At 41.4% G+C, this 16,721-nt stretch carries 14 protein-coding genes; 5 read left to right on the forward strand and 9 right to left on the reverse strand.

Annotated elements, in window-relative coordinates:
* Positions 1 to 44 precede the first annotated feature (44 nt).
* The 3 genes from AKJ31_RS20350 to AKJ31_RS20360 all read right to left on the reverse strand — a co-directional run bounded on the left by AKJ31_RS20350 (position 45) and on the right by AKJ31_RS20360 (position 1,776).
* A complete protein-coding gene (locus AKJ31_RS20350) occupies positions 45 to 515 on the reverse strand; it encodes a DUF1420 family protein (protein ID WP_053410866.1) in 471 nt (156 codons plus the stop codon).
* Positions 516 to 908: 393 nt separating this feature from the next.
* Complete coding sequence (locus AKJ31_RS20355) at positions 909 to 1,394, reverse strand: lytic transglycosylase domain-containing protein (RefSeq protein WP_053410867.1); 486 nt, start codon at positions 1,392 to 1,394, stop codon at positions 909 to 911.
* Positions 1,384 to 1,776 (reverse strand): hypothetical protein, encoded by a 393-nt coding sequence (locus AKJ31_RS20360; RefSeq protein WP_053410868.1) that lies wholly within the window; start codon positions 1,774 to 1,776, stop codon positions 1,384 to 1,386. The genes AKJ31_RS20355 and AKJ31_RS20360 overlap by 11 nt, the downstream gene beginning before the upstream one ends.
* 87 nt (positions 1,777 to 1,863) lie before the next feature.
* Between AKJ31_RS20360 and AKJ31_RS20365 the strand changes: the two genes are divergently transcribed.
* Genes AKJ31_RS20365 through AKJ31_RS20375 form a run of 3 tightly spaced genes read left to right on the forward strand, consistent with a single transcriptional unit; the run spans position 1,864 to position 3,427 of the window.
* Positions 1,864 to 2,508 carry a hypothetical protein gene (locus AKJ31_RS20365; RefSeq protein WP_053410869.1) on the forward strand — a complete coding sequence of 215 codons (645 nt, stop codon included), beginning with the start codon at positions 1,864 to 1,866 and terminating at the stop codon, positions 2,506 to 2,508.
* On the forward strand, positions 2,508 to 2,999 hold the full coding sequence (locus tag AKJ31_RS23100) for a hypothetical protein (protein ID WP_157052410.1): 492 nt from the start codon (positions 2,508 to 2,510) through the stop codon (positions 2,997 to 2,999). Before AKJ31_RS20365 ends, AKJ31_RS23100 begins: the two co-directional genes overlap by 1 nt.
* A gap of 2 nt (positions 3,000 to 3,001) precedes the next feature.
* The gene (locus AKJ31_RS20375) at positions 3,002 to 3,427 is read left to right on the forward strand and encodes a hypothetical protein (RefSeq protein WP_053410871.1); all 426 of its coding nucleotides are present in this window, start codon (positions 3,002 to 3,004) and stop codon (positions 3,425 to 3,427) included.
* 54 nt (positions 3,428 to 3,481) lie between these two features.
* Here AKJ31_RS20375 and AKJ31_RS20380 read toward each other — a convergent pair whose 3' ends face one another.
* The 3 genes from AKJ31_RS20380 to AKJ31_RS20390 all read right to left on the reverse strand — a co-directional run bounded on the left by AKJ31_RS20380 (position 3,482) and on the right by AKJ31_RS20390 (position 8,192).
* Positions 3,482 to 5,038, reverse strand: coding sequence for a hypothetical protein (locus tag AKJ31_RS20380; RefSeq protein ID WP_053410872.1), 1,557 nt, complete (start codon positions 5,036 to 5,038; stop codon positions 3,482 to 3,484).
* A 140-nt stretch (positions 5,039 to 5,178) separates the two neighbouring features.
* Positions 5,179 to 6,723 (reverse strand): hypothetical protein, encoded by a 1,545-nt coding sequence (locus AKJ31_RS20385; protein WP_245639082.1) that lies wholly within the window; start codon positions 6,721 to 6,723, stop codon positions 5,179 to 5,181.
* A 164-nt stretch (positions 6,724 to 6,887) separates the two neighbouring features.
* Positions 6,888 to 8,192 carry a DUF945 family protein gene (locus tag AKJ31_RS20390; protein WP_053410874.1) on the reverse strand — a complete coding sequence of 435 codons (1,305 nt, stop codon included), beginning with the start codon at positions 8,190 to 8,192 and terminating at the stop codon, positions 6,888 to 6,890.
* Between the two features lie 196 nt (positions 8,193 to 8,388).
* Between AKJ31_RS20390 and AKJ31_RS20395 the strand changes: the two genes are divergently transcribed.
* Both AKJ31_RS20395 and AKJ31_RS20405 read left to right on the forward strand, forming a co-directional pair.
* Entirely contained in the window at positions 8,389 to 8,838 is a 450-nt protein-coding gene (locus AKJ31_RS20395; protein ID WP_053410875.1) for a hypothetical protein, read from the forward strand.
* 215 nt (positions 8,839 to 9,053) lie between these two features.
* Entirely contained in the window at positions 9,054 to 9,758 is a 705-nt protein-coding gene (locus tag AKJ31_RS20405; protein WP_053410877.1) for a DUF2726 domain-containing protein, read from the forward strand.
* 406 nt (positions 9,759 to 10,164) lie between these two features.
* Here AKJ31_RS20405 and AKJ31_RS20410 read toward each other — a convergent pair whose 3' ends face one another.
* The 3 genes from AKJ31_RS20410 to AKJ31_RS20420 form a co-directional block, all read right to left on the reverse strand.
* On the reverse strand, positions 10,165 to 11,427 hold the full coding sequence (locus AKJ31_RS20410) for a hypothetical protein (protein ID WP_245639083.1): 1,263 nt from the start codon (positions 11,425 to 11,427) through the stop codon (positions 10,165 to 10,167).
* Between the two features lie 495 nt (positions 11,428 to 11,922).
* Entirely contained in the window at positions 11,923 to 14,832 is a 2,910-nt protein-coding gene (locus AKJ31_RS20415) for a type III restriction-modification system endonuclease (protein ID WP_053410879.1), read from the reverse strand.
* Complete coding sequence (locus tag AKJ31_RS20420) at positions 14,832 to 16,712, reverse strand: site-specific DNA-methyltransferase (RefSeq protein WP_072161413.1); 1,881 nt, start codon at positions 16,710 to 16,712, stop codon at positions 14,832 to 14,834. Before AKJ31_RS20420 ends, AKJ31_RS20415 begins: the two co-directional genes overlap by 1 nt.
* Positions 16,713 to 16,721: the final 9 nt, after the last annotated feature.

Here is a 16,721-nt window from a genome sequence, read left to right on the forward strand (position 1 = left end):
GGATTTGTGTATAAGAGACAGGCTCAGGCCACCCTTTTTTATATTTAAAACCGACAAAGCTCTCTCATTATATCTACCTCAAAGCTATAGGGTGATCTTCCAGTTCTGGCTATTGCCTCGTAAAGCTTGATGGCCCTTTCAGATCCTTTTAATTTATCAGAGTCAAGAGTGACTTCTTTAAGTGACTCTTTCACATCAGTCAATATTGTGTTGTGTACTTTAAAGGTTAGGGGGTAGCGACGTTCAGCAAACTTATCGATTACCATAATCCCTGACAAAAAAACAAAAAATGCGAAAATTACACCAAGAATGAATTTTCCAATTATTACAGTTGGACTGAGGTATATAACCCACAAATACGCAGCTATACCAATAATCGTACTGATAATTCCCCATACCTTCCAAATTTTTGACATTCTTTTGTGCATGGTATCGTATTCATACCTGAATTGAGACACCTCTAATTGGGTAATAGGAGAGGCAATGTATTCATCAAGAGTTCTTTTAAATATCAATGGTTTTCTCCTAGAGAACATTTAACCAGCAATGCTGGTGGTTGAGTAAACATATGCTTTCTACCAAGTTGAAAAGTACCTTGTATATTTTCATTCGTCATATTCGCTCGTTGAATGGACTGGGACATTATCTGATCCCATTCACCAAGAATATCCTCAGTTCCATCGGTTTCGTAGGTTATCCCACACCCATTGCAGATAAGCCGTTCACGACCGCATGAATCATTTTCGTACTTAGCTGTTGAACCACAAATGCAATTAGTCATTTTTATTTTTATACGCAGAAATAGCGATAAGAAACACGATAGCTAAAGCACCAACTGGAACAATCCATTGGTATAGCGGAGAGCCTAGCAGAGTTGAATCTAACCAAGGGTTGAGCATAGTGACCTCTCATTGTCGTACAATATTAAAACCAGTACCTTCCTTCTCGGCACGGATGCGGTACGCTTTCATGACTTTCTGCAGGTAAATTAGTTTGTATTTCTTAGTCTTTGAATGGTAATGGCCAACAGCATTCCAAACACTTTGACCGTCTTTCAGCTCATTCAACCTTTGCTTTAGAACGCGGCCAGCAACCTCAAGGTTGAGGCAAACATCATCTTTGAGCTTCTGCCAAGTTACGGCAGGATACTCATGTTTGAACCAATACTCTTCAAACTGAATTGTGTTCACCTGCCCGGGACCGAGATCAAACGAACCATTGGACTCGTTATAAGAAACTGTTCCTTTCTTTCCCCGTTCGACATCAAGAATGGCCATCATCAATGTAGAGTCGAAATCGAGTTTATCAGCTGCTTTCTCTACACACTGCTCAATAACCATTGGTGCAACCGGAGTACCGCGTGCAACGTCATCGAGGGATATATCAATGACCATTCTTGGTTAATCCTAAGTAATGGTTAAAGCCACGGTGTATGAATGCAGGGCCGAGGCCGCACGCAAACCAAATTGTCAAATCAATTTCCTTCATCAATTCAAAGGCGTTACCTGTTACGTTGGAGTTCAATAGGAAGAACGCTACAAATCCACTAGCTAATTGAGGAAGTAGTAGGTACATGATGTCTATGCCGAATAACTTTTTTCGGTCCATCATCATGTAGAGAGCCGCGAAGTGGAACAGGAAAAGGCTTGAGAACAGCAAGCCGTATATCGACTGTGAAAAAATACATAGACAATACAAACCGATAACTGATCCAGTAGCTAGTCGGTCGCGTTTAATTTTTAGGTTTCTGATTTCTTCGTCATTTAAATCTGTCATTTTATTAATACGCTGCGCTTTGAAGTTGCAAGAAGTTTACCAACAACTTAGTATCTACACAAATAAACAGCAGTTGGAGCGTATAAGATGGCTTCTGAATTAAATGCAGGTGAGCGCTTGCAAAATCAGACTAAAAGCGTTGAGGAAACTGACCACTTACTAAGGCAAATTGAAAGTGCAGTATCTGAAACTAAGCGTGAGCAAGCAATACAGTTTTTAAAGGAGCACAAGGTCGCTCTTAGTGCTGCATTGATCATCACTGCCGGTGTTGCTTTGAATACGTCCTCAGTAAAAGACGTTTGGAAATGGATAAAGTTACAGGCTCAGGAAGCAATGGCGACTGGGCAGTTGCTGTCTGAAAACCCGATAGGCGTATTTAGGTCCACTTTCATCGGTTATTCCGGTGACATTGCAGACTATGACCAAAGCAAGTTGATCCCTCTAAAGTTTGATTCCATCACGCTTTATAAGAATGACGCGGTGCGGTTCAAATCTGAATTCATTGTTGAACCAAACGAGCTTCGATTCAGTGATTGTCCATTGATTATCGAGGGCATGCTAGATGGAGCTGATGGCGGTATCTCCGATGGAAACTACCTGACGGTGCTTGCATGTAGCGGCCAGCAATCACGTTTGCTTGAAAATTATCAACTACTCGCTTTCCCTCCCGAAAAGAACCAAATGCTTGCCCCGGCAAGTTACTACCTATACGAAAATACTAAGGCTGAATAATGCAGGATACATTTGACAGTGTGACGGTAATACCTACGAGTGAAGTATCTCTACCATGTCGAGAGTGTGGTGGACATGTTCAGGGTGTGGATGGCGATTGGCTTAACCTCGATGTCGGTAAACCTGAAAAGGGGATAGGTTGGTCATATTCAGTAATGGAATGCCCAAGTTGTGGAACAACATTCATGTTCAATCTCGCGGTAGTAGAGCAACCGTTAGATGATGAAATTGCCATTGATAACTGCCACACGTTTGAATCAGAGCGATTCGTACAGCTCCAGAAAGGTGACATTACGATTCTTGGCCATGAATGGTTCGGGGTAAATTTTCGAAACCCTCTTGGCAACTTTGAATCTCAATCTCAACCCGTTATGGCTGAATATTCTTTTGGCCCACTGAAATCACGTGCTCAGTTAAAAGACTTAGCGCAACAATTTACTGACGCGCTTATTTACCGAGTTCAAGTCGATAAGCTTACCTCTAAGGATTAAACATGAAATTTAAGTCATTATTCGTCGCCTTACTTGCCACCAGTACAATTTTGGGTTGCTCAAGCAAAGTAGATAGCACTGCAGAGGAAAAGCCAGCAGCAACGGTTTCGCCTGCGGTAGAGGCTAAGCTTGAAGAAGTCGCTAAGATTAGCCCAACGATTTCCCGAACTATCAGAATGGTTGGTCTTAAACGTGAAAATGAATGTGGTGTTGCATTCACAGAATCAGAAATCATGAATATTGGTCAAACCAACGCTTACTTTGGTTTCTTCCTTGCTTTAACTCACGTTGTTCCAGATAAAGACTTAGATGCGTTATTCACTACTGCCGAAAAATCGTTTAGCTGTGATAATGCTGAATGGATTAAGAACACGAAAGCGAGCATGGAAAGCTTTTTCTTAGACCGTCAAAAAGAAGAGCAAAGCTGAACGAAGAATAAAAAAGGCACCGAAAGGTGCCTTTTTCGTAAGTTGTTAAATTAGTTACTTACATCCTAAAAATGTTATCCCGCAGAACTGTCCTTGCATTGTTTGGTCCATTGTTATGTAAACCTTGCCCGGTTGGTTACATGCAGCACCTTCTGCTACAGGGAAGCTGTTCACGATAGTTCCACGTGCAGCTGCCCAGTTTCTCATGTAATCACAACTTTGAGGTACTTGTTGGCGCTCTTTAACCCATTTGGTTACTACTTTTGTCCCTGTAGCCCCTCTACTCTGAGTTGTATTAATGACGCGATTTTCAGGTCTAGTTGTGATCAGGGTTGAGCCTGCTTTGTATGACCACGTTCTCACTTGAGTTTGTCTACAGCTTCTAGTTTGTGTGAAGCGAGAACCACTGTTAACTGAACCGGTGCCCGGTGACCAGCCGCTACAGCTGTAAACGCCGGCTGAGTTTGAATATCCAGATACAGAAACTGTGATAGTCCGAGTTTCGTTTATTGTCAGTATTTTGGTGTTGTTCTGCAGAGCACCAACGCTACGGATTTCTCCAGTTACAGCATTCTTCTGCTGCTTCTGCTCAGTTCGTGTTTGATTCTGCTTGTAGCTGCGTGACTGGGTGAAATTGGACGTTTGGTTAACAATTGCTGGATCCCATGACGTATAGGAATGGGCAGCATCAACATTTGTCCACGTACCAAATGCAGAAGCAGTGCTTAACCAAGGGTTTTTAGTGCCTGGAACCGTCCGGTATTTAATGTCATCGATACTTTGTAGTTGAGGGTGAGTTCCAATAACCTCACTACCGACCTTATAAGTCCAAGTACGTGTTTGATCTTGCTGGCAGGTAAATGTTTGGTCAACGGTTAAACCTTCATAAGTTTCAGAGGCTGGTGGTACCCAATCGCCACAGTCATGCAGTTCACCAGTATTTACATATGCGTCCACCGATGCATTCACATCTCTCGATTCTGTGGCTGCGCGATAATCGTATTCGGTTACAGGGGCGCCGTGATTGCGGATTTCACCGACATTTGTGTCTTTGTCACGGTCTTGTCGTACTCGCGTATACACGTCTTTGTATTTACGTGTTTGCGTAAAATCAGTCATCTGCTGGGCAAGGGGAGGAAGCCAGTTCTCATAATCCACATTCTGGCCAGAGTCGAGCCACGGCGTGTAAGTTGGGTCAAACACCTCCCAAAAGCGATCATCGATCGAATACAGACTAGGAATGTAGACCTCGTATTCGACCTTACCAATATCCTGTTTTCTCAATGGGGCTACTTCAAATTGGAGCACACCATTATTTAGACCTTTTGACATTGGTAAGGTGCCACCAGGCTTAATCACCTTGTTATCTGCCCGAATTGAAAAGGCAGCATCGTCTGGAAGTCTAATCTCGAAATCATGAACACCGGTTGCGATATTTTCTTGCGCGGTGCGTAAAACGTCAGACTTGAAATAACCGACAGCGTTACCTTTGGCATCTTTTAAGTAGCTTGCAGCAGGTAATGTAACTTTGCCATTCCCGGCAGCAAAAACTAGTGATGTTGCCGAGCTGACAAGGACCATCCCTAGTAAGCTGGCGGTGAAAGTTTTCATACAGTAAAAATCCTTTTATAAAAAGACTATTTACTGTATGGGATTAATATAAAAGGTGTGGCTTATAAGTAGTGCTATTTTGACGTAGTTATTGTCGAATTTATAATAGGAGAAAAAAGGCACCCGAGGGTGCCAAGCAATTATTTCTTGCAAGTTAAATATTCAGCTATACACCTACCAAGACCGCCACCAATTGGTCTCATATAGTAATCCCCAATTTTTGTACATGACGCCCCAGCTTTAACAGATGATGGAACTGGTCTATTGTTCCTAATTTGGCCACAATGATTTGGTAGTTCAAAAATTTCAGATACCCATTTAGCAACAACCTTTGTACCCGTAGCAGTTCTAGTCGGGCTAGCATTTGATACAAGATTTTCATTTCTGGTCGTAACAACCGTACTGCCATCTTTATACGTCCATGTTCGAACCTTCATTTGAGAGCAATTACGTGTTTGTGTAAATCTTGTGCCACTGGCCACCGTGCCAGTAGATGGTGACCAAGCCGAACAGCTGTAAACATCGCCAGAGTTAGTCCAACCTGATACTGATACAGCTATCGTTCTTTGTTCATCAACAGTTACAACCCGAGAGTTGTTCTGGAGAGCACCTACGCTTCTAATTTCGCCAGTAACCGCATTTTTCTGCTGCTTCTGCTCAGTTCGAGTTTGGTTCTGCTTGTAGCTGCGTGACTGAGTGAAGTTGGACGTTTGGTTTACAATCGCAGGATCCCAAGACGTATAGGTGTGGGGTGAGTCGACATTTGTCCATGCACCAAATGCAGAAGCAGTACTTAGCCACGGATTTTTAGTACCAGGTACTGTGCGGTATTTAATGTCATCGATACTTTTTAGTTGAGGGTGCGAGCCAATCACTTCGCTTCCTACCTTGTAAGTCCATGTTCGAGTTTGGTCTTGCTGGCAGGTAAATGTCTGGTCGACAGTCAATCCCTCATAAGTTTCAGAGGCTGGTGGTACCCATTCGCCACAGTCATGCAGTTCGCCAGTGTTCACATACGCGTCCACCGATGCTTTCACATCCCTTGATACAGAAGCAGCGCGGTAATCGTATTCAGTAACAGGGTCACCGTGATTGCGGATCTCCCCGACGTTTGTGTCTTTGTCACGGTCTTGTCGTACTCTCGTATACACGTCTTTGTATTTACGAGTTTGCGTAAAGTCGGTCATCTGCTGAGCTAGGGGAGGAAGCCAGTTCTCATAATCCACATTCTGGCCAGAGTCGACCCACGGAGTGTAAGTCGGGTCAAAGACTTCCCAAAAGCGATCATCGATTGAATAGAGGCTAGGGATGTAGACTTCGTATTCTACCTTGCCGATGTCTTGTTTTCTCAATGGCGCCACTTCAAATTGGAGTACACCCATATTGAGTTCTTTTGACATTGGTAAGGTGCCACCTGGTTTAATCACCTTGTTATCTGCCCGAATAGAAAATGCGGCATCGTCAGGTAATCTGATCTCGAAATCATGAACACCGGTTGCGATATTTTCTTGCGCGGTGCGTAATACGTCGGATTTGAAGTAACCAACAGGGCCACCCTTACTGTCTTTTAGCATCCTATCAGATGGCAAAGTAATCGTGCCGTGACTTGCCGCGTTGGATACAAGAGGCAATGAAGCTAGGGTGAGTTGAAGTAATATTGATAAGTTGTTTAGAGAAGCGTTCATAATTGTGGCCAGTTGAAAACCGTCCATCAAATATATCTAATTTGTATGAATGCTATATCGTATAAGTGCCACGATTTATAGGGGGTTATTTAACGCTCGATACTTTCTATACACAAAAAAGGCACGATTAACGTGCCATAAATATGTTATCAATTTACAAGCTTCTAAAGTGGAATTGAACGTCCATTAACAGTAGCTTCGCCGTCAGAAACCTGGATATTAGTTTTGAAGACTCCATCGTTCCCTAACAAAGCAAACCCAGTTCGGCTTGCAGACTGAGCCGCACCTATACCAAACACCTTGTCAATTTCGGCTGCAGGTATCTGAACGTCTAAGTCACCTTTAATCACTGTGATTAGCCCTAGTGGGTTCAGCATTAGGTTAGGCATTTTTCCCTCTGGCAATTCAACATGCAGTTGAGTCGCAATGTTGCCGTTGTCAGTATATGCGACCATTTTATCAATGTTGAATTTCAGACCTGTTTCAAGCAGTCGTGCATACATCTTTTCCATTTTACTTGAAGCGAGGAAGTTTGGTGTGTCCGCTTGCATGACAACCTTCAATTCGTCGCTAAACTCTTCTACTGCACTTGTTTTAACATCATTCACGCTTGTAGTAAGTCCAACATCCTTCCACTGGATCACGCTGTTCTCCAGCTCTTTTGCAATGGCATTGAATGAGAAATGGTACTTTTCATCTTGTATGTAGGTACTTGATGAAAAACCAAGGTTAGTTGCCAACAAATTAATAGCATCGTTGTAATCAAGTTGCTTAAAGCTCGCCAAACTAATCTCTTGGCTACCTTCACAGATAGTCTTGCAATCGGTAAGTGAACCACGCCATTGATAGTTGATGCCCTCTAATTCCATCTTATTGCCAGTATTGCCACTGCTAGTCATTTTAATTGTGTCAGTACTGGTCTTTAGGATAGCGTCGCTACCATCGCTAGTAGATGTGAAATAGACGCGGGTAGGGCTGATCGTCAGTAGTTCACCGTAATTGATGTGATCAGTCATCGCTATGACATCAAAGTCACCATTAAAGCTATGCCTTGTCATAATTTGCCCCGGAATTGGCATGTGCTCCCCTTTAGGGATTTCTAGGTTCAAATTGTCGGCTACCAGCTGAGAAGTATGTTCATCGAACTGTAGATCATGCTTAATTTCGAAAGGGTATGAAAAATATCCAAGTTTATGTATTGCTTCCAGAACAATAGGCTCACCAGATGTTAATTGCTCTCCTAAAACACCTGACGCATTTGGCAAAATCTTTATGACGGTTTTTGCACTACTGTCAGTTAAACCAATAGAGAGCTGGTGGCTTTCTACTGAAATACCATCGATAGATTCCAACTTCGCTATTGTAGATTCGTAACTACTGTTTATAGCCATGTAACCATATGTGCCGGCGCCAAGAATGGCCAAGGCAGTACCTGTTCCTACAAGTAGGATAGTAGTGGATTTTTTCACAATCGTACCTTTTCAAAATTAAGTGCTGCTAGATATTACTACAATTTCAATGTTCAGCGTTATAGAATGAGGTAAATTTAATCAGACTTCTATATCTGTAAAAACTCCGTGATGAAACTTTAGCGTTATGAATTGCATATAGGTTTTATCTAACTAGACAATTTTGTCTATACACGTATGAAAAGAGGGCTCTACCTTGGAAAACGTTCAAGAAAATTCACTCGCAATGTCACAAGAGGACAACGACAAAAAGTGGTATTCATTTAGTAAGCGCAAAGGGGTATTCCTACTTGGTACTCTTGTTGCCGTTTCAGCATTCGGGTTATCGATGCAGCAACCGGGTCCAATCCTAGAAATGGATACGAAAGGTGTTGCTAGTTATGTCCGTTGCTCTGGCAGCTTGATTGCTAATACCGTAGACGAAAATGCTTGCCGCGAATACTTTGAAGGCTACCTTTCTGAGCGTATTAGCAAAACAGACAACTTACCTCGTATTGTTCCACTAGACATTATCGGTGCTACATATCAATCGGCACAGAATGCATTTAAAGAGCAAGGTTTCACGCCACTTAAGGATCTTGAAACTATCACGCAGCATAAAGTGCAGTTGCTGAAATCAGGTAAAGCGATCAGCGCGTCGTCTTAATATGGAATTTGATGTAGTTGGTTTTTTGGCGGGACAGTCATTAATTGTTATAGCTGGCCTTGGGATCGCCTTCCTACTCTTGGTTTTCAATAAGGCAAGGTTAAAGTCGAAAGCTCCCAAATGTCCAAAATGTGGATTGACTATGGTCACCCGTATTGCTTCGAAGGGGAAACACGAAGGCAAACCATTTTGGGGATGTCCTAACCATTTGAAGAATGGATGCACTGGCTTCCGTAAAAAATAACAAGTACCGTCCTCATGAGGGCGGTATTTTTATGGAGAAAATATTGAATATATCGAATTTACAAGTGGGGCTTGGGATCATTGCCCTCGCAACGATGGGATTAATGTTCATGAATCCTATCCTATGTCTAATACTGGCCCTGATAGGCATGGCTGTTATGTTTGCCTGGGAGCAAATAAAAAAATTGCTGAAACTTTCGGTATCACGCGATGACAGACTTAAAGATGCTGATGGGAACCTTGTTGATTACTCATTGAAAAGCGGATTGCTTACGAAAGCTGAAAGAAGCTTTTATGGTGTACTGCAAACTGTGGTACCTGACGAACTGGTAGTAATGAGCAAAGTTCGAATTGCAGATGTGCTTTACGCTACAAAAGGGCTCGATCGTAAAGATTCTGCCCGTCTATTTGCCAAAATTTCCAGTAAGCATTTCGATTTTGTTCTGTGCTTACGTACTGACTTGTCTTATGTAGCTGCAATCGAGCTTGATGACAGTTCACACCAGAAGAAGTCACGAAAGGATAGGGATGAATTTGTTGAACTTGCTTGTAAAAGTGCGGGGTTGCCGCTTTACAGATGTCGCGCACAATATGCTTACCAACCGGATGAATTGAGAAATTATTTGTTCGAGACTTCAACACAACAAAATTGGGATGAATCTAGTGCGAAAGCTTAAGCAATTGTTTTACGTCGCGGTGGCGATAATCACGCTCTATGTAGGATACAAGCTGACACAATACCTGTTTGCTTTGCTGGTGGTAGCTGCCATCGGACTATTCTTATACCTTAAGTTCAAGCCTAAGAAGCAACCTGTATAAGAGTCGTTGTAAATCAACCAAATAAAGAAGTGGCGCAATATTTAGCGCCACTTTCCAATTAAAGTACTCTGATGTATGCTATTCGCATACTGCTTTCAAAATCTTACATCCACCTCCAAACCACGCACACAACATCTTTTGCGGGGGTGTTCTTCTCTGAAAAACTGACATAGCGTTGGGGAAATAAACTCTATTCGTGAAGAGTTAAGCTGAACGTTACAAAAAAATAGGGCCGAAGCCCCATTTTATCGATTGTTTGTATAATTATCGTTGGCACTTATACAGTGCAAAATATGCATTAGGGTCTTTTATCGTGTAGTAGGTGTAACCATGTCCTTCTGGTGAGCATGCTTTGCCAGCTTGAGAGTCGTAAGCACTAGAGTTTACGATGGTATCGCCGTCTTCTCTGGCAAACGATAATTCATAACTCAATTCACCTCTATAAGTGTGATAGCTACCTGTCTTCACGAGTCTTAGTGTTGATTTTGTACCAACTGCAGAACGGTTAGGTGATAGGCTAACTGTTCTGTTTTCTGGTCGTGTAGTAATGACTGTAGAACCATCTTTATATGACCATGTTCTCACTTGCATTTGTGTACAGCCTTGAGTTTGTGTAAAACGAGTACCACTGCTTACAGTGTTTGCTGCAGGTGTCCAAGCACCACAGTTGTAGGCGCTTCCTGAGTTACTCCATCCGCTAACTGAGACAGCAATTGTCCGTTGTTGGTTGACCGTAACCGCTTTAATTGGATATTTGAGTTCACCAACGCTTCTGATTTCTCCAGTAACTGCATTTTTCTGCTGCTTTTGTTCCGTCCGGGTCTGATTCTGTTTGTAACTGCGTGACTGCGTAAAATTGGCCGTCTGAGCGACGATAGGAGGTTCCCAAGAAGATATTTGGTATGGTTCTCCAGTATTTGACCATTCACCGAACGCGGATGCAGTACTTAACCAAGGGTTTTTAGTGCCTGGCACAGTCCGGTATTTGATGTCATCGATACTTTGTAGTTGAGGGTGAGTGCCAATCACATAGCTACCTACCTTATAAGTCCAAGTACGTGTTTGATCTTGCTGGCAGGTAAATGTCTGGTCGACACTCAATCCCTCATAAGTTTCAGAGGCTGGTGGTACCCAATCGCCACAGTCATGCAGTTCACCAGTATTTACATATGCGTCCACCGATGCTTTTACATCTCTTGATTCGGTATTTGGGCGGTAATCGTATTCAGTAACCGGGTCACCATGATTGCGGATCTCCCCGACGTTTGTGTCTTTGTCGCGGTCTTGTCTTTCTCTCGTATAAACATCTTTGTATTTACGAGTTTGAGTAAAGTCTGTCATCTGCTGGGCTAGGGGAGGAAGCCAACTTTCATGCTCAACATTCTGGCCAGAGTCGAGCCACTTTGTGTAAGTCGGATCAAACACCTCCCAAAAGCGGTCATCGATCGAATATAGACTAGGGATATAAACCTCATACTCAACCTTTCCAATGTCCTTTTTCCTTAGTGGAGCTATATCAAGAGACAAAATTCCATTATTTAGGGTTTTCGATGAATTAAAAGTTTCTCCTGGTTTGACTTCTTGACCATCCACTTTAATGGCAAAAAGGGCATTAGCAGGTAGTCGAATTTCGTAATCATGTTCGCCAGTAGCAACGTTATTCTGATCAGTACGTAGAACTTCGGACCTAAAATAACCAATAGACATACCTTTCGAGTTCTGTAGATAGGTATCAGAAGGTAATGTGGTAGAACCTTGATTAGCAGCAAAGCTAGATTGCACGGTGAACAGTGAATAACACAGAATAAAAACGCTTTTGGACCTACTAACTGTAGGAGAGGAATAAAGTTTCATACTGGTTGTCTTGGGCATCCACAGATTGATCGGTCCCATTCAAACACGTTTCTGGACAAAACAATTTAGAACAATCACTCTAATATTGAAGAGGGTGAGTGATAAATTTGAATATAAATTTAACCATTATGAATAGGGAGGCTTCACCTCCCCTTTAAACAGCAAACTCTAAGCACTAACAGATTGCTTGATTAGATCATAAATTACATCGTCAGCAAACTGAGTTTTAAACTCAACCTTCACTTCTTTACTGATCTGGTTGAACAGTTCTTTAGCGTGCTTGATTTTACGCTTTTCCTCTTTTCTAAGTGTATCTTTTCCTTCAACATTTTTAGTTTCAATGATGAAGTTCAGGTAATCCCCTTCACTGGTCTTAACTACATAAGCAAAGTCAGGAGAGTAGGTATAACCACCTGCTACAGGGATTTTTATTGAGTTTTTAGGGATCTTAGTAAAGACCGATACAGATTCAATTTCACCATCGGTAATATTGAGCTTTTCCAGTTCAGAATCATAAAACACATCTTCAAAGAGGTAGCTGTCCAGTGGTGGTAAAGAATGATCCGAATGTAAACCGAGATCACTTGCTGTAACATCCTTCAGAGCTTGACCTGCTTCATCTGTAAATTTAGTTGGATGTAGGCTGTTGGAAATTATGTTATATCCTAGCCCAAACTTGTTAAATGAGTTATGCAACAAGAATTTACTAAAGCCTGATTTTATCTTTCTGATGGTTTGAATGTTCAAATAATCAGTAATATTAATCGTGCCTTGCACGGCTACAAATGCTTTATGCAGCGTTGATGGTTTGATAAATGCCGTTTGCGATAGGCGATTAACAAACTCTTTGTAGGTCATAGTACAGAACTTGGTGAAGTCATCATCATCACCAAATACTGTTTTTGACATTGCCGTATCATTGCTCACATACACTTTTTCAATACGTGTTTGAACGCCAGTCTTTTTGAACTTCTCAGACTCTTCAAGCAAATAGGTAGTGAAGAGTTTTAGGAAATCATTCTCGCTAGCGATTTTATACTCTAATACTGCCTTTTGATTGATCATTTCCCACAGTTGCTTTAGCTCATCAAACTTACCAACTCGCATTTTGGAACGAGTTTTCCCCTCTGTGGCAACTTTGATTTTTCCGCTCTTAACACCTCTAGGGAAAGCGTTAGGATACGCCTCTTTTAACTGCGTATAAGCCGTTGCGCCGAGTAAGTTTTTACTTTTGTCGATGATCCCTTTTCCAAGTAAGTCCATCATCAAATCCAAAGCCTCAAGATCAGAGTATTTAGATAAGATTTTATCCTCAAGCTCTTGAGTTAACTTAGATGGGACAGTCTCTTTGAATGATGTTTCATTCACTTCTTGAACTAGAGAGGCAACAAAATCTTTCTCAGTAAAATCTACGAAGTAGTTCAGCCTAAACTCACCATTCACACGAGCCATATATTCATTCACTGGCAAACGTAAGCCTCGACCCACTTCTTGAAGCTTTGATGTTGTACTGCCACTTGAACGTAACTTACAAAGGGTGAAGATATTTGGGTTGTCCCAACCCTCTCTAAGCGTCCACTTCGAAAAAATGAATCGTCTAGGGTTATCTAAAGACAAAAGCAGTTCTTTATCGTGCAAAATTTCATTAATCTCTTGCTCGATTTTTTCGTCTTTATCACTGTTATCCTTCGAGAAATAACCACCGTGAACACTACTTATATCAGCAATAGTTCTTTCCAAATACCGCTTGTAGAACTCATCTTTTTCGGTTTTTAGTAGTGCCTTAGCTTCAGCCAAAGTCCACTCTTCAAACTTGGTTTTCAAGCTTCCAGAGATGTTATTTCCGTCACGATAACCCTCGATGTCATCTATGAAAAACAGAGTCAGAGGTTTGATTCGTGGGCGCTGTGTGAGCATTTCTCTCTCAACTTTGAAATGCTCTTTAATCGCCCTACGCATCATATTATCTTCGAGCGTATCTGAGTATGAGTATGGGTTAATAGATTCATTAACTTTTAGCTCAACACCATTACTCAGAACGATCATTTTTGTGTTCATCGACTCAATGTATAGGTCGTGAATTTCAGTGTGAGCCTTGGCTAATGATTCACCTTTACCAACTTTGATGGTGCTCTTTGAACCGTTTTCATTTAACTCAAAGCTTGCCTCTTTTGTGGTCGATTTTTTGAGCGTCAAACTAGCAACATCATCACCAACCATCTCCTCAATAAAGGTATTAATGCCTTTAACGAGATCATCATTAAATGCATCAACAGCCGTTAAACGATAGACAAGATTTTCGTAATCCTCATTAAACGTTGCGCCATAGCGGATGATGCTTTGAGCATTAAACTTTTCAATGTTATTCCACGTTGTCTTTGCTTTAGGAAACTTATGCGGCTCATCAATGATAACGAACGGCTTTACAGCACCAATTGCTTCAATCGGTGTGTTATACCTGTTATCCAATAAGCCACGGTCATATACTTCCGTCAAAGATGGGGAGTTAACCATTCCTGAGTTAATCACCATTACGTGAATGTATTTTTTGTTGTAGTTATTTGCTTCTACAAAATCGTGAATCGCTTGAGGCATAAACGATTTGGTGTTTTTCTTAGATGATTTTTTACTTTCAACAACATACGTTTTAAGTTCACGCTCTGTCTCTCTAAAGTGTTCTTTGAGCGCATCACTTTTAAGAAAGTTCACCGTACCAGCTTTGATCGAAAGCGTTGGTACAATGATGATAAATTTGTTGATACCAAAAGCTTTGTTCAACTCGAACATCGTTTTGGTATAGGTGTAAGTCTTACCTGTACCAGTTTCCATCGAGACATCAATCACATTGCTATTTTCGTTGTAATGCTCTTTGCTGTGCTCGATAGCATTAAACTCGTGGATAGCCTTTATGTTTGAGCGTTGTTGTGGCTTGGTGATAACGAGTTCTGGATTCGCTAAAAGCCTAACACTTTGATCGTCATCGAATTGTGGCTCTGCACCGATAAACATATTGAGAACTGCATCAACACCAGCTTTTTGGTGTGGCAGATTCTTTTCAAAAGTGAATCCTTTGCTCATTAGTTACGTACCACCACATCAATCTCGATAGATTTCTTATTTGCATAGCTCTTCAGTGCTTCGTTCAACTCCAACTGCTTAACGCTGTCAAAGTTGTTGGCGTAATAAACAATCTTGTTTGGGTCAAAATCTTTGTCATCCGTATCATCAAGTTTGTGAAGTAAAGCTTTGAGCGCATTGCTGCTAAAGTCTGGAGCAATCATATACAAGCGTCTATCACACAGGTGTGCCGTGTATCCATCGAGGTCAATATCGTAAATAGGAGCCGTTAACTCACTGCCATCATACAAAGCCCAAGTCGTGAGTAACGTTTGATACTGCTCATCAGTCAAAAGAACATCATTGAACATAGTAAGATTGGACAAGGTTAGTTCCTTGTCATCTTCTTCAATACGGAAATCATTAACAATTTCAAAGAGCTTAAAACCCAAGTCTCCTTTATAGTCAGTGTTCTGCTCCCCTAACTTCTTGGCGGCTTCACTAATCCGTTGTTTCGTTATCTCGAAAATCGTCCTAAACCCAGCTTTATATGCTCCCTTTTTGGGATCGGTAGGTTCCTCTAATTGAACAGATATTACACGCCTATCTTTCTTATCCTCGATATTCGACAAGTACACTGAATGTGCAGTTGTACCTGAACCAGCAAAGAAATCTAAAACCACATCGCCACTATCAGTACTCATTCGAATCAAATCTTTGATCAACTGAGTTGGCTTAGAGTGTTCAAATATTTTAGGTCCTAGCAAGGATGCGATCTCTTTTGTCCCATCAGAGTTCAAGCCATTAGAATCCCACCACGAACCAGCTTTAGTTCGTTGGCTAACCCTTTCTGATAGATATTTTTTTTGTATAGGAGCTGCGTTACCAGTTTTACCAAAAATAATTCTACCATCAGTAATTCTGCGCTTAACCTCCTCTTCATTGAACACCCAATAACGACCAGATGGTGGCAAATATGTTTTACCTGTTTTTTCATTAATAATTGGGAAATGTGGACCTTCGTGATTGGCAGATAAATCACTCGTAGTCCAAGGTCCACGGGGATCATTATCTGGATTGGAGTATGTCTTATCTATATACTCTTGTGTAAATGGCACACCTGCTATTGCTGCTTCTAAATTTGCACGACCATAAGCTAAGATGTAATCATGAACAGGAGGAATGTACCCCACATTATTTCCATTAGTTTTTTTCTTCCAGATGATAGTCCCTAAGAAATTCGACTCTCCAAACACTTCATCACAAATGAGTCTCAATTGATTAACCTCATTGTCATCTATAGAGATAAAAATCACTCCATCCTCTTGCAGAAACTCTTTAGCGACATATAGTCTTGGGTACATAAAAGTTAACCAAGCACTATGGCTACTAGACCCTTGATCTGCAAAACTCAAAATACGTTCGGCTTCATCTATATCAAGCCCTGCCAACTCTGCAAGCTGTTCTTTGGTAAATTTACGGTCATCATTATAGACGAAACCATCTAATCCAGTGTTGTATGGTGGGTCAATGTAGATCATCTTGACCTTTTCGCTGTAGGCATTAACCAAATGCTTCAACACTTCGAGATTGTCACCTTTGATAAGCAAGTTTTTACTGTCTTTATGTTGCTCTTGAGCGTTGTGCTCTACATCTGCGTGAATCAAAGTTTTAGGTGGTAAATTCGCCAACAAACGAGAGTATGATTTACCTAACCAGTTCAACGAATAGCTTTCTTTTGAGAGTTCAACTTCACTGTCATTGACCACTTCAAGCATTCGCTCTTGAATGAAATTACCATCACGATCAAAGCAATTTGGGAAGTGTTTCTTGAGAATCGCAAGCTGCTTGCTATTGGCTGTCTCAACGTTTGAATATACTGTCTCTTCTTTAATGTTCATCTTTGTTCC

It is taken from the genome of Vibrio hepatarius, assembly GCF_001274785.1.
Classification (GTDB): domain Bacteria; phylum Pseudomonadota; class Gammaproteobacteria; order Enterobacterales; family Vibrionaceae; genus Vibrio; species Vibrio hepatarius.

Bases quoted from the DNA above. Each gene is read 5' to 3' on its own strand.
- AKJ31_RS20375 (WP_053410871.1), top strand. From the start codon at position 3,002: ATGAAATTTAAGTCATTATTCGTCGCCTTACTTGCCACCAGTACAATT.
- AKJ31_RS20385 (WP_245639082.1), bottom strand. From the start codon at position 6,723: ATGAACGCTTCTCTAAACAACTTATCAATATTACTTCAACTCACCCTA.
- AKJ31_RS20365 (WP_053410869.1), top strand. From the start codon at position 1,864: ATGGCTTCTGAATTAAATGCAGGTGAGCGCTTGCAAAATCAGACTAAA.
- AKJ31_RS20420 (WP_072161413.1), bottom strand. From the start codon at position 16,712: ATGAACATTAAAGAAGAGACAGTATATTCAAACGTTGAGACAGCCAAT.
- AKJ31_RS23100 (WP_157052410.1), top strand. From the start codon at position 2,508: ATGCAGGATACATTTGACAGTGTGACGGTAATACCTACGAGTGAAGTA.
- AKJ31_RS20355 (WP_053410867.1), bottom strand. From the start codon at position 1,394: ATGGTCATTGATATATCCCTCGATGACGTTGCACGCGGTACTCCGGTT.
- AKJ31_RS20360 (WP_053410868.1), bottom strand. From the start codon at position 1,776: ATGACAGATTTAAATGACGAAGAAATCAGAAACCTAAAAATTAAACGC.
- AKJ31_RS20415 (WP_053410879.1), bottom strand. From the start codon at position 14,832: ATGAGCAAAGGATTCACTTTTGAAAAGAATCTGCCACACCAAAAAGCT.
- AKJ31_RS20405 (WP_053410877.1), top strand. From the start codon at position 9,054: ATGGATGCACTGGCTTCCGTAAAAAATAACAAGTACCGTCCTCATGAG.
- AKJ31_RS20380 (WP_053410872.1), bottom strand. From the start codon at position 5,038: ATGAAAACTTTCACCGCCAGCTTACTAGGGATGGTCCTTGTCAGCTCG.